We start from the raw sequence: 13,345 nt of genomic DNA, 5'->3' as shown, positions 1-13,345 counted from the left end.
ACAATTTTCTCTAAACACCCATACTCATTAGGGTGTTTTTTTGTTATATTATTCACGCAAGATTTCCATAAAAGGATTTTTATTCTAATTATCATTATGATGAGGGGTACAAATAGTGCTATTAAAAAATAGGTTGAAACACAAAGAAAATAACAGACTAAATGAAGCATCAAAGTTACAGGAAGTAAAACTCGAGGTTTCACAAGATGTAAGAAAACAATTAAATATGATTCGATTGTCTAAAGAGGAATTAGCTGTATTATCTTCTACCAAATCTTATCTAGTGGAGAATATTGAAGAAATTATTGATGGCTTTTATAATCCAATTGAAAATAACCCTACTTTATTGGAGATTATAGAAAAATACAGCTCTATAGATCGTTTAAAACATACGCTAGCAATCCATGTCACTGAATTGACAAACGGTATCATTGATCAACCATTCATTGAAAAACGCAGAAAAATCGCTAAGATGCATATACATATAGGACTTCCTACAAAATGGTACATTGCTTCTTTTCAAAACCTTCAAACCACCATTTTCACAGTGATGTACCGTTACTTTACACACATAGATGATTATAACAAGGTTATTAATGCCTTCACCAAGATATTAAATTTGGAGCAACAATTGGTTTTAGAAGCATATGAAGAAGAAATCGAAGGTGTTAGAGCTGAGTCTCAACGTTTAAAAGAAAAGATGAATGAAAATGTCCGTGAAGCCACTATCGGTTTATCGGCAATATCAGAAGAGTCAATGGCTTCTTTAGATTCAATTAATGCAAAAATGAGTGAGGTTAGCTTATTATCGGTCAAAGGAACTCAATCAATTGAAAAAATCAGTCATTTCTCAATTGAGGGAAAGGGTAATATGGGGATTCAGAAAGACCATATGAGTAAAATCCTGTCTGACTTGAGAGAGATGCTGAAGGAGATCGGTCAATTACAACATATTTCCAACCAAATTTTTGATATCGTTTCAATCGTGCAAACCATTGCAGAGCAAACGAATTTACTTTCTCTTAATGCTAGTATAGAAGCTGCACGAGCAGGGGAACATGGGAAAGGGTTTGCTGTAGTAGCTGAAGAAGTACGAAAACTTTCAGAGCAGACAAAAAAATCTGTAACCAATGTCTCCAGTCTAATTAACGGGACAAAATCACAAGTGGATAAAATTTCTGGTTATATTGTTTCGGTTGAAGAGACTGCTAAGAAGGGGATGGACTCTACAAATCAAGCTCATATTTTCTTTCACGAAATTGTAGAATCCATTTATTCCTCGAAGAGCCAAAGTGAGCATGTAGAAACAGAGATGAAAGAGATTTCACTGGCTGTAGAGGAGATTTCTAACGCCATTTCCCTTCTAACGACTTCTGCAGATCAATTGAGTCAATTAACAGCAGAATTATAATGAGGATACGAACCGATTCACGTTCTATTTATATGATTGAAAAAGGTACCTAATCGGGCAATATCCATGTACACCTACTACATAAATTGTTATGATAAAGGTCTTGAATTTTTATCGTTTAACAAAGGTGATTTAAATGAAGACAACAGACATGATAGAAGAGTGGAAATCTGCTTTGGATATGGAGATACTGCAGTTAAAAAAACGGGAAACGAATGGGATCCTCATTGAAGAGGGAAGATGCATCCGAAAAGAAGAAGGCGCCTATATTTATTGGTTCACCCTTCACTATCCCGCTTCGCTGCCTGAAGGGGGAAGCGTCCTATATAAACGGAAGCATTCTTCAACCCAAGGGATCGTGATTAATTCAGAAGAACGAGAATGCATCATAGAGCTCGATCAGTTCCTCGGGGATACTCTACCATACGGACAGATCCTTCACGAGCCATGGGATATCCTTGAGAAGCTGATGGAACGGTTGGATGAAGCAAGGGAACGCCATGGGAAATCCAAGCGCATTCAGAAGGTGATGTTTCCGGAAATTGCTCAAAGACATCCTGAATACGAATACAAGACCCCATTGCATGAAGCTTATGTCAGAAGTAAGCATAATCCTGTTACGTACCTGTGGGGACCACCTGGAACAGGAAAAACTTATACCCTTGCAAGAGTGGCCGCTTATCATTATTCAGAAGGGAAGAGAGTGCTGCTTCTCTCCCATAGTAATGCAGCAGTGGATGTATTAATAGAAGAAATGTATCGTTTTCTAAGCAGTCATGACCGTTGGACCACTGGAGAGGTGATCCGGTATGGTACAAGCAGGAAAACCTATAGCGGTGACGTGACGGATTTAAGCGCTCTTCAATTACTGGAACAACAGGATCCGACTCTTTCCGAGGAAAAAGGGAAGGTTGAAAAGTACAGAAGAAGGTTAAAGAACAAACTGTCCAGAACCTATTCTTCTTATGATTCAGAGAGGTTATCCCATCTCGAAATTCACTATCAAAAAATCAAGGAAACGTTCAAGAGAAGGGAAGGAGAGTTAGTTTCGGAGGCTAAGGTAATCGGGACAACCCTTTCAAAGGCGGCCATTGACCGACTTCTGTATGAAGAGGAGTTCGACTTAGTGATCGTGGATGAGGCAAGCATGGCCTATATACCTCAAGTGGCGTTCGCTGCGACCATGGGGAAGAAGATCATCATATGTGGAGATTTCAAACAGCTTCCACCCATCTCAACATCCTTTCATCCCCTGGCAGCCAAGTGGCTGAAGGAAGACATCTTTCATGCAGCCGGGGTGGCAGGAGCCGTCGAGAAAGAGCTGGATCACCCCCATCTCTTATTACTTCCGGAACAAAGGAGGATGCATCCCAGTATTTCGGCATTCACCAATCGGTACATTTATCATTCACAGGTGGGGGACCATCGTTCGGTCAAAACGATTCGGGAGATCATCACAAATAAAAAACCCTTCCCGTCACATGGAGCGGTACTATTTTCCCTGAGAGAAGGGACGGAGTGGGCAGAAACCCAAAAAGGATCACGATGGAATCTGTTGTCCAGCTTAGTCACTATCCAACTGACGCTTCAATCCATACGTGACGGGTTACTTTCCATTGGGATCGTGACCCCGTATCGGGCCCAAGCCAAATGGTATAACCTCTTACTCGATGAACTGGTAAAGAGTATTGCCCCTTCAGCCGACCTATACGCCGCCACGGTCCATGGCTTTCAAGGGTCGGAAAATGATATGATTCTATTCGATTTAGTCGATGGAGAGTCCCATGGCAGTCCGGGCACGTTGATTACCCGGAAAGGTAGCGAGAGGTTGATCAATGTAGCCGTCACCCGAGCCAAGGGGAAGTTTATTTTAGTGGGGAATGATCGATTCATACAGGAAAAGACACATCCTTCTAAACCTGTCCATCAATTCATTTCTCACCTTCAGCGGGAAGTTCATAATGAATCGAGCGCTTCACTCATTCCAACTTCCACAAAGAAAATGAAGTGGTTCAGAACCGATGACCACCATAAGCTGGGTAAAGATATGGCAGCTGCAAAAGCTCAGATCGTGGTGAATGTCCAGGATTTAAAAGAGATCCCAAACGATATGATGCGGGCCTTACAAATGGCAGCAAAGGATAAACAGGTGACGATTTTCAGTCAAGCAGGCAGTGATTCACAGTCCTATTCAAGCGTCAAAATGAAAAAATCCATCACTTCGATACCATTCATCGCATTCGACGAAAAAGTAATCTGGTTCAATTCTTTTACAAAGGAATCAAATCGATTTCCTTTCTCGGTGAGAATCTTATCCAAAAAAATAACCCGCCAATTCTTCAAAATGATTGAAGAACAAAAAACGGTGCCCCTTTGAGCTGTTTACTTCCTCAAAGGGATCACCGTTTTTTATTTTTCTACATATATACTCCATGTTTGTTGCGGTCGGACATGGCCAATGACACTGGCAGAGATGGAGTGACGCTGAAGTTCTTCTACATATTTTTCCCCTTCGGAAAGAGGCATGCTGACAAGTAAACCTCCGGAAGTGATGGCATCTGAGAGGATCCATCGTTCTTCCTGGGTAAGACACGCATCATAATGCACCATGTCTTGAAGCCAAGTAGCGTTCGCTTTCGATCCCCCAGGAATCACTCCCTGATCTGCTAATTCTCTCGTCCCATCTAAAAGTGGGATGGAGGAATAAGAGACTTCAATTGATACGTTACTGCCTTTCGCCATTTCATACGCATGCCCCATCAATCCAAATCCCGTCACATCGGTCACAGCATTCGGATGAAATTTTTGCAGCAATTCTGCAGCCGTTTTATTCAGCATGCTCATAACCTCGATTACAGCCGCTTCCTGAGCGGGAGTCACAGCCCTTCGCTTGATCCCGGTTGTCAAGATCCCTACACCCAATGGTTTTGTCAATACAATGACGTCTCCTTCTTGTGCACCGGTATTGGTCCAATACTTTTTCGGATGAACGATTCCGGTCACACTAAGACCAAATTTAGGTTCTTGATCGTCAATGGAATGACCTCCCACGGTTACGGCACCGGCTTCGATCACTTTGCTTTGTGCCCCTTTAAGGATAGCGGCAAGCATCTCGCTTCCAAGCTTCTTAATCGGGAAGCCTACAATGTTTAAAACGGTTTTCGGCGTTCCACCCATCGCATATACATCACTTAGAGCATTTGCAGCAGCAATTTGACCGAATTGGTAAGGGTCGTCCACAATCGGAGTGAAATAATCAACCGTTTGAACCATGGCGAGGTCATCTGTCAGCTGAAAGATGCCGCCGTCATCGGATGATTCATTCCCTACTAATAATTCTTTCGTAAAGGGTTGAGGAGGTAGTTGACGCAAAACTTGCGTCAAGTCACTAGGACTAAGTTTACAGCCTCAGCCAGCTTTTGAAGAAAGTTCTGTTAAGCGGATGATCTCTTCCTTGCTCATTCTATTCACCCCTTTATGTATGAATAAATTCATTGTACAGGATAAAAATACAATTGAGCAAAGGAGAAGGAAGGAGATACAGAAATAAGGAAGAGATTTGAATATTTGCACAACTATTTCCCCTGTAATAAAATGAACATACACGTTGAAAATGACCTAAGGCGGAGGGAGGATAATTTTGATGAAAGCTGTGAAGATTGAATTCTGTATGATGTGAAACTATGCACCTAAAGCCGCGAGTTTCGCGGAACAGTTATTCAACCATTTCAGATCCGATATAAAGGAACTGGCGTTGATACCGTCTTCCGGAGGGGCATTCGAAATTACAGTAGACGGGAAAAAGATTTACTCCAAACTCGATACAGGCGTTTTTCCTGATATCAACGAAACCATTTCAATCATTGAATCTCAATAAAACACATAGAAAAGGTCATCAGCCCATGCTGATGACCTTTTCTTCTATTTAAAGAATGACGGTTATTCATTCGACAATCCCTGAACTCGAATCACGATGGATGAGGGGGTGGAACATGCCTTTTTAGGCACATTGATTTCGATTGTATGATGCTCAATGGAATAGGTAATCGCCCGCTGCTTTAAGCAAAAAGGAAAACGAATGGAGCGTTTTCTGACTTTACTTTCGTCTTTCAGCATGATCAATACCAACAATTGAGTGTCCTTCTTCTTAATAATCAATTCTTCGGGACAAATATTTTCTGTCTCGATCTCCACTATGAACGATTCCGTCGTATCAAGAAAATCCACACGGAATTCTTGTTCATCCAATTGAACCGTAGCAGGATCCAATAACCAATCCTTCATACTCTCCTCCCAATTCTCTAAATAGAAATCCTCCTTATCCTTACTCATTTACACCTGACCCCCAACAACATCTTTTACATATTGTATTCTTTCTACTATAAATGGTGAGGGTGTTATAATGAGGGAAAAGAAAGAAGGGGCAAAAGTCATGAACCATCTTGTCAGACACATTCCATCCATTCACGAACTGCAGCAAACCAACCAATTCCATACTTTCCTCCATCATCACAACCTTTCGATGGAAAGAGGGACGGACCTCTTGAAAGAGGTGATCTCGAATTGCAGGGCCTTCATCTTGAAAGAAGAGTGGAGCGGGCCTCATCCATCGTCCACAGAATTCATTGAGGAAGTCTTTGGCCAAACTGAAGCTATGGCACGCACATCTCATTCCCTGTCTCTCAGAAGGATCATAAACGCAACGGGAACCATTTTACATACGAATCTAGGGCGGGCACGGTTAGGCAAGGAAACGATGAACCATGTCATGGGTGCATCTTGTCATTACAGCAATCTGGAATATGACATCGAGGAAGGTGTCCGGGGTTCAAGGCATAGTCATGCAGAGGGGCTCGTATGTGAATTGACCGGGGCTGAAGCAGCCATGGTTGTCAATAATAATGCAGCAGCCATTTTTCTTATCCTTACTGCTCTTGCCAAGAATAAGGAAGTAATTGTTTCAAGGGGCGAACTGGTGGAGATCGGCGGGTCATTTCGGATTTCTTCTATCATGGAAGAAAGCGGTGCTCTCCTTCACGAGGTGGGGACAACGAACAAAACCCATTTAAGAGACTATGACGAAGCGGTGAACGATGAAACAAGAATGATCATGAAGGTTCATCAAAGTAATTTTATCATAAAAGGATTTACAGCTTCTGTACCGACAGAAGAACTGGCTGAATTATCACGCCTGCATGCCAAAGTCCTTTATTATGAAGACTTAGGAAGCGGTGCTCTTTACGATTTCACCCGATTGGGAATCGGAAATGAGCCTCTGGTTAAATCAGTGCTGGATAAAGGGGCAGACATCGTCTCATTCAGTGGAGACAAATTATTAGGGGGACCTCAGGCGGGAATCATAGCAGGGCAAAAAGCTTTGATCGATCAATTAAAGAAACATCAGCTTGCCCGCGTCCTCAGGGTCGACAAAATGACACTGGCAGCCCTGGAAATGACACTCTTACACTATATAAAGGGGGAGGAACAAGAGAAAAATCCAACCATTGCGGCCATCACGCGGACCAAAGAAGAAATCCTGCATCAGTCCCGGAAGTTCGTCCGGGATATACAGGGACTCGGGAGCGGTTACACATCCACCATCGTTGAAGGACATAGCCAGATCGGGGGAGGAACGATGCCGGATGTTGAATTAGACACCTATATTGTCGCAGTATCCCACGCTCTTGATTCATCACAGAACATTCATGAGAAGCTTAGAAAGGGGAATCCCTCCATTCTTACAAGGATTCAGGATGGTGTCGTCCTCTTTGATCTACGGACCGTTTCCATGGACGAACAGATAGAAGTCCTCCACGCTTTTAAGACCATACAAGGGACAGACCGAAAGGGAGTGCAGGCATAAAGCGCCGGCACTCCCTAAAATCTCTTACATATCGTGGTGACTATTATTTTTTTGACGGGTATGATTATGGTTCTTCACCTTATGTGAACCACTTAAAGGCTCCGGCTGTCCTGATTGTTTTGGAGCATTTTTACGCATATCTTTGCCATCATTTTTGTTCATGTATCATCCCTCCTACTCTTTAGCATGCTAAGTTAGAGAACTGTTTATTCAGATGTATAGGTTCCTGGTGTTTTGGTTAAACTAAAGAAGCTAATTTCTGAATAAGGAGAGATCATCAATGCCTTACAATAAAAATAAACAACAAGCCTTTCAAGCTGCTGAACAAAGCGTGACGGAAGTACAGCATACCATTAACGAACTGGTACTGGATGGAGCAAGCTACGGCTCACAACTCGCACATCTCAAAAATGAAGTGAATGAGGCGTATCAACAAATAGAAAATGCACTTGAAGTCGCATCGGATACTCAACGGGCACAACTTCAACAATTCAAATACGATTTGTCATCCATAGTGAATGAAGTGAATGAACAATAACGGAATCAACCTGTTGGTTCGTCCCAAAATAAAACCCACCCTGCTTGAAGGGTGGGTTTTATTTTGGGACGAAGAGGGTAGGGGAAAATAGATGAAAATAGTTCCAGGGAGAGAGGGTGACCATATCTACAAATTCTTTGCAGAACTTTAATAGCCACCCTTTTATTTTTTACTGATTGATTTTTCTTTTCTTATTGAATTGACGTTGTGCTGGAGTCAATGGTTCATTCGAATATTCTTCATTGTAACCTGCACCTTGGCCTTGACCTTTTGCTGCATTCATTCCATTTATTACATGGTTTGATTTACGATTTGCCAATGTAGAACACCTCCATAAGGATAGAATGCCACCATCTGTGACGATCTATGAAAGGGAATCGCTAACAGATTCATTTTTTTAAAATAATGTTTTGGACGAGCTGACACGATTTGACAAGGGCAGAAATGTTGTTATACCAATATTTATCTAGAAACCTTTAGGAGTTTAATCATTTAGATAAGTAAAACTTATCAAAAACAATAACTTTATTGTTATTTACTTATGTAATCGCTTGTATTAAGATGTAAATGTGAGAAAAGTTCGTTTAGAACGAAAACTTTTCGACTTATTGTTTGATGCAGTTTAGAGGGGGAATCGAAATGGCAAAGAACGATGTATTTAATGCACGATCTTCTTTCGAACTAGAAGGAAAACGTTATCATTATTATCGTTTAAAAGCGCTTGAAGAAGCAGGAGTAACAAAAATTAACCGCTTGCCTTACAGTGTGAAGGTACTCTTGGAGTCTGTACTTCGTCAATTTGACGGACGTGTGATTAACAAAGATCATGTTGAAAACCTGGCAAACTGGGGATCAACTGAAGTCAAGGATGCAGAAGTTCCTTTCAAACCATCACGTGTCATCCTTCAGGATTTCACCGGTGTGCCGGCAGTAGTTGATTTAGCGTCTCTACGTAAAGCAATGGCAGATATCGGTGGAGATCCACAAAAGATCAATCCTGAGATCCCGGTTGACCTTGTCATCGACCACTCTGTACAGGTTGATAAATACGGTACAGCTAACGCACTGCAGGCCAATATGGACCTTGAATTTGAACGGAATGCTGAACGTTACCAATTCCTTAGCTGGGCTCAAAAAGCATTTGAAAACTATCGTGCTGTTCCACCAGCAACAGGTATCGTTCACCAGGTGAACTTAGAATATTTAGCAAATGTCGTTCATGCTGTTGAAACAACAGAAGGCGATTTTGAAGCATACCCTGATACATTGGTTGGTACTGACTCTCATACTACCATGATCAATGGTATCGGTGTACTTGGATGGGGTGTTGGCGGTATTGAAGCGGAAGCTGGAATGCTTGGTCAGCCTTCATACTTCCCGATCCCTGAAGTTATCGGGGTCAAAATGACTGGTGAGCTACCAAATGGAGCTACTGCTACAGATTTAGCCCTTAAAGTGACACAAGTACTTCGTCAAAAAGGGGTAGTAGGGAAATTTGTCGAGTACTTCGGTACGGGTGTTGCGACTCTTCCACTTGCCGACCGTGCAACGATTGCCAACATGGCTCCTGAGTACGGCGCGACTTGCGGCTTCTTCCCAGTGGATTCAGAATCATTGGATTATCTGCGTCTGACTGGCCGTGACGAAACACATATCAAAATGGTTGAAGAATACTTAAAGAAAAATGAAATGTTCTTCACTCCAGAGAAAGAAGAACCAACGTACACAGATGTAGTGGAAATCGATCTTTCAGCAGTGGAACCAAACCTTTCAGGACCAAAACGTCCACAGGATTTAATTCCTCTTACTGATATGAAAGAAGCTTTCCATAAGTCCATCACAGCTAAAGAAGGCGTTCAAGGCTTTGGGCTGGATGCGTCTGAAATTAACAAAACGGCCAAATATACAACAGAAGATGGTAAAGATGTCGAGATGCCAACTGGTGCAATCGGAATCGCTGCCATCACATCTTGCACAAACACATCAAACCCATATGTTATGTTAGGTGCCGGTTTAGTTGCGAAAAAAGCAGTGGAACTTGGAATGAATGTTCCTGATTATGTCAAAACATCTCTTGCACCAGGCTCTAAAGTTGTAACTGGTTACTTGAGAGATTCAGGTCTATTATCTTATTTGGAAGATATCGGATTCAACCTTGTCGGGTATGGTTGTACGACTTGTATCGGTAACTCCGGCCCACTTCGTCCTGAAATCGAAAAGGCTGTTTCAGATGCTGATTTATTGTTAACATCCGTCCTATCAGGTAACCGTAACTTTGAAGGTCGTATCCATCCACTTGTGAAAGCAAACTACCTGGCTTCACCACCACTTGTTGTTGCATATGCACTGGCGGGTACTGTGGACATCGATCTTCAAAAAGATTCTCTGGGTAAGGACAAAGATGGTAATGACGTGTTCTTCAAAGATATCTGGCCTTCACAGGATGAAGTGAAGGATGCTGTGAAATCAACCGTTACCCCTGAATTATTCCGTAGAGAATATGAGCACGTTTTCTCTGAAAACGAGCGCTGGAATGAAATCAAGACAAGTAACGAACCACTTTACAGCTTCGACGAAAATTCGACTTACATCCAAAATCCAACGTTCTTTACAGGACTTGCGACAACGCCTGAAGACATTCAAGGCTTGAACGGACTACGCGTCGTCGGTAAATTTGGGGATTCTGTCACGACTGACCATATTTCACCAGCAGGTGCAATCGGCAAAGATACACCGGCAGGTAAATATCTTCGTGCGAATAATGTAGAGCCACGTGACTTCAACTCTTACGGTTCCCGTCGTGGTAACCATGAAGTGATGATGCGCGGTACATTTGCAAATATTCGTATCCGTAACCAAATTGCTCCTGGTACTGAAGGTGGATTCACCACTTACTGGCCGGAAGATGAAGTGATGCCGATGTATGATGCATGCATGAAGTATCAACAAGATGGAACTGGATTAGTTGTTCTGGCAGGAAAAGATTACGGCATGGGATCTTCTCGTGACTGGGCAGCGAAAGGTACGAATCTACTTGGAATCAAGACTGTCATCGCTGAAAGCTATGAGCGTATTCACCGTTCGAACCTTGTGATGATGGGTGTTCTTCCCCTTCAATTCAAGAAGGGTGACAGCGCTGAGTCATTAGGATTGACGGGTAGAGAAACGATTTCCGTAAATGTAACAAACGATGTAAAACCTCGTGATATCCTTACGGTAACAGCTGTGGCTGAAGACGGTTCTACAACTGAATTCGAAGTACTGGCTCGTTTTGATTCCGACGTAGAAGTAGACTACTACCGTCATGGTGGTATCCTACAAATGGTTCTTCGTAATAAATTAAAAGCATAATATGTGTTCAAAGCCCCGGGGGATTTCCCCGGGGCTTTTAATTCCTCATTATTGAAATCTAAAAAAAATCCATGACTAAACAGAGACAAGCCTACATATGATGATAGTAAAATCATTTACTTGAGAGGAGAGCACTCCTTTGAAATCTGTATTTGGCGTTTTACTTGTCACCTTATTAGTCTTCTCATTCTATATTGAGAATAAATCCGATCCTTCTTCCTTTTCAGAAAATACGTTTCAACAAGCTGATGACTACAATCAATTGATCGATATAGAAGAAGGAGAGGTTTCTGAAGCCACTCCAGTGGAAAATTCACCAGGACCGAATGTCGGGGATCGGGCCATTGATTTTAAACTGGATACCCTGGATGGCAAATCCATTACCTTAACTGAACTAAAAGGAAAGAAAGTGATCGTAAACTTCTGGGCTACGTGGTGCCCTCCCTGCAAAGAAGAAATGCCTGTCATGCAGGAGTTTTATACGAAATACGGGAAAGATGTTGAACTACTCGCTATTAACATCGATCCACAATACAACGTCAAAGAATACCAGAAATCACTGGGACTCTCATTCCCGATTCTGTTGGACACTGATGACAAGATCAATAATGCCTATGACATCCTGACCGTCCCCACCACGTTCATCATCAACGAACAAGGCATCATCACCCACAAACAAATCGGAGCGATCACCAATATGGACTCCCTCAAAGCACTGTTTAAGTGAGGGACGGACCTTAAAACATGGGAACCGCTTTTCTACAGCGAGTCCTAAATCACTCCCCATCATCAATTGTGACCTTTGTTTAAAATATCTGACATTTGGATATACTATTTATACAAACCACAATAGAGAGCGAGGGGATTGAAATGCGGAGACCACGCAAAAAATCATTTGCAGATCTGGTGAAAGAAAACAAACAACAGCTTCTGTTGGATCAGGATGCCATTGACGCCATAGAAGAGCGAATTGATGCAAGACTTGAAATAAAGCGTCCAGTAAGCAAAGCCGAGTAAGTAATTACGAGGCTTATTTTTTTTGCCCTGAAAATATTACTACCAATTATTACGCCTATTCTTCCTTGTTATTTTGGTAATCATACTAGTAAGGGGGGATATTCATGAGTAACTCAAAGGGAAGTCCGAATCACTTCGCACCTAACCATATCGGGACACAATCGAGGTCCGCAGGAGGCAACAAAGGGAAACAAATGCAGGATAAATCAGGCAAGCATGCGCAAGTAATTCAAACCAAGGGTGAATAATTCATTCGTTTGAAGAGGGAGCAGCCCTTGAGGTCCGTCCCTCATACTATTGACACAGGAGGAATGCAGGATGGCATGGGATAAACCGAATCCGGATGATCGCAGTGATAATGTAGAGAAGCTTCAGGGTATGGTTCAGCATACGATTGAGAATATGGACCGGGCCGAGGAGTCGATGGCCTGCACGGACAGTGAAGAACAGCTTCAGTCCATCCAGGCAAAGAATGAACGCCGCCGCGAGAGTCTAGAGGCTTTCCGCAATGAAATAAAAGATGAAGCAAATCAGACAAAGCAATAAAGGATAAAGATTTCAGTGACCCGGACAGAAAGGTTTTATTAATTAGCCTTTCTGTTCGGGTCATGATGTTATTGGCAATTTTGTCCTCTCCGAGAAAGAAATCATATTCGATGTCAGTTCAAGCCGATTAATTCTATGCCTGTTGCTTGTATGATAAAATGGGATAGGATACTGATTAGATGAAGAGGGTGTAAAGGATGCAAATTGCAGAAAAAACCATTGAAGTGCGTTACGCAGAGACGGATCAAATGGGGGTTGTCTATCATGCAAACTACCTTGTTTGGATGGAGCTTGGTCGTACACAATTGATTGAAGACCTGGGCTTCAGATATGCTGATATCGAAAAAGAAGGAATTCTTTCCCCGGTCATTGACCTGAATGTAAGCTATAAGTCACCTGTTCGCTACGGCGAAAAAGCATTTATTAAAACATGGGTAGAAGAATATGATGGACTCCGGATTACATATGCATACGAAATTTATAACGGACAGAACCAGTTGGCCATTACCGGGCAGTCGAAACATGTGTGCGTGAAGCAAGAGAACTTCCGTCCGATTTCAATCCGAAAGATGTTCCCCGATTGGCACGTAGCCTATGAAAAGGCAAAAAAATAAACCTT

At 42.3% G+C, this 13,345-nt stretch carries 14 protein-coding genes and 1 pseudogene; 11 read left to right on the top strand and 4 right to left on the bottom strand.

The window, feature by feature from the left end; translation table 11 throughout:
• Nucleotides 1-115 precede the first annotated feature (115 nt).
• Nucleotides 116-1,411 carry a protoglobin domain-containing protein gene (locus ACSQ2E_RS11640; protein ID WP_435990681.1) on the top strand — a complete coding sequence of 432 codons (1,296 nt, stop codon included), beginning with the start codon at nucleotides 116-118 and terminating at the stop codon, nucleotides 1,409-1,411.
• 136 nt (nucleotides 1,412-1,547) lie between these two features.
• A complete protein-coding gene (locus ACSQ2E_RS11635) occupies nucleotides 1,548-3,788 on the top strand; it encodes a DEAD/DEAH box helicase (RefSeq protein ID WP_435990680.1) in 2,241 nt (746 codons plus the stop codon).
• A gap of 32 nt (nucleotides 3,789-3,820) precedes the next feature.
• Here the strand turns inward: ACSQ2E_RS11635 and selD are convergent, their stop codons facing one another.
• Nucleotides 3,821-4,873, bottom strand: a complete 1,053-nt coding sequence (gene selD / locus ACSQ2E_RS11630) for a selenide, water dikinase SelD (protein WP_435990679.1) — start codon at nucleotides 4,871-4,873, stop codon at nucleotides 3,821-3,823.
• A gap of 229 nt (nucleotides 4,874-5,102) precedes the next feature.
• On the opposite strand from selD, the pseudogene ACSQ2E_RS11625 reads away from it, so the two are divergent.
• Nucleotides 5,103-5,288: pseudogene (locus tag ACSQ2E_RS11625) on the top strand (Rdx family protein); the annotation flags it as partial.
• Between the two features lie 62 nt (nucleotides 5,289-5,350).
• Here ACSQ2E_RS11625 and ACSQ2E_RS11620 read toward each other — a convergent pair.
• Nucleotides 5,351-5,743 carry an Hsp20/alpha crystallin family protein gene (locus ACSQ2E_RS11620; RefSeq protein WP_435990678.1) on the bottom strand — a complete coding sequence of 131 codons (393 nt, stop codon included), beginning with the start codon at nucleotides 5,741-5,743 and terminating at the stop codon, nucleotides 5,351-5,353.
• A gap of 70 nt (nucleotides 5,744-5,813) precedes the next feature.
• Between ACSQ2E_RS11620 and selA the strand changes: the two genes are divergently transcribed.
• The gene (gene selA / locus ACSQ2E_RS11615) at nucleotides 5,814-7,274 is read left to right on the top strand and encodes an L-seryl-tRNA(Sec) selenium transferase (RefSeq protein ID WP_435990677.1); all 1,461 of its coding nucleotides are present in this window, start codon (nucleotides 5,814-5,816) and stop codon (nucleotides 7,272-7,274) included.
• Nucleotides 7,275-7,298: 24 nt separating this feature from the next.
• Here selA and ACSQ2E_RS11610 read toward each other — a convergent pair whose 3' ends face one another.
• Nucleotides 7,299-7,436: a small acid-soluble spore protein P gene (locus ACSQ2E_RS11610; protein WP_201714973.1), complete on the bottom strand. Its 138-nt coding sequence runs from the start codon at nucleotides 7,434-7,436 to the stop codon at nucleotides 7,299-7,301.
• Between the two features lie 118 nt (nucleotides 7,437-7,554).
• Between ACSQ2E_RS11610 and ACSQ2E_RS11605 the strand changes: the two genes are divergently transcribed.
• Nucleotides 7,555-7,812 carry a hypothetical protein gene (locus tag ACSQ2E_RS11605; RefSeq protein WP_435990676.1) on the top strand — a complete coding sequence of 86 codons (258 nt, stop codon included), beginning with the start codon at nucleotides 7,555-7,557 and terminating at the stop codon, nucleotides 7,810-7,812.
• 169 nt (nucleotides 7,813-7,981) lie between these two features.
• Here the strand turns inward: ACSQ2E_RS11605 and sspO are convergent, their stop codons facing one another.
• Nucleotides 7,982-8,131, bottom strand: coding sequence for a small acid-soluble spore protein O (gene sspO, locus ACSQ2E_RS11600; RefSeq protein WP_435990675.1), 150 nt, complete (start codon nucleotides 8,129-8,131; stop codon nucleotides 7,982-7,984).
• A gap of 320 nt (nucleotides 8,132-8,451) precedes the next feature.
• On the opposite strand from sspO, the gene acnA reads away from it, so the two are divergent.
• From acnA to ACSQ2E_RS11570, 6 genes are all read left to right on the top strand, one after another.
• Complete coding sequence (gene acnA / locus ACSQ2E_RS11595; protein ID WP_435990674.1) at nucleotides 8,452-11,163, top strand: aconitate hydratase AcnA; 2,712 nt, start codon at nucleotides 8,452-8,454, stop codon at nucleotides 11,161-11,163.
• Nucleotides 11,164-11,302: 139 nt separating this feature from the next.
• On the top strand, nucleotides 11,303-11,890 hold the full coding sequence (locus ACSQ2E_RS11590; RefSeq protein ID WP_435990673.1) for a peroxiredoxin family protein: 588 nt from the start codon (nucleotides 11,303-11,305) through the stop codon (nucleotides 11,888-11,890).
• A gap of 143 nt (nucleotides 11,891-12,033) precedes the next feature.
• Nucleotides 12,034-12,180: an FbpB family small basic protein gene (locus ACSQ2E_RS11585; protein WP_079532604.1), complete on the top strand. Its 147-nt coding sequence runs from the start codon at nucleotides 12,034-12,036 to the stop codon at nucleotides 12,178-12,180.
• Between the two features lie 104 nt (nucleotides 12,181-12,284).
• Nucleotides 12,285-12,428, top strand: coding sequence for an acid-soluble spore protein N (locus ACSQ2E_RS11580; protein ID WP_034759295.1), 144 nt, complete (start codon nucleotides 12,285-12,287; stop codon nucleotides 12,426-12,428).
• Nucleotides 12,429-12,498: 70 nt separating this feature from the next.
• Entirely contained in the window at nucleotides 12,499-12,726 is a 228-nt protein-coding gene (tlp, locus tag ACSQ2E_RS11575) for a small acid-soluble spore protein Tlp (protein WP_034759293.1), read from the top strand.
• Nucleotides 12,727-12,923: 197 nt separating this feature from the next.
• Entirely contained in the window at nucleotides 12,924-13,340 is a 417-nt protein-coding gene (locus ACSQ2E_RS11570; RefSeq protein WP_435990672.1) for an acyl-CoA thioesterase, read from the top strand.
• Nucleotides 13,341-13,345 lie beyond the last annotated feature (5 nt).

The organism is Rossellomorea sp. LjRoot5 (assembly GCF_964253455.1).
In the GTDB taxonomy this organism is placed as follows: domain Bacteria; phylum Bacillota; class Bacilli; order Bacillales; family Bacillaceae_B; genus Rossellomorea.
The sequence above is the reverse complement of the archived record's forward strand: the minus strand, read 5'-3'. Positions and strand labels throughout refer to the sequence as shown.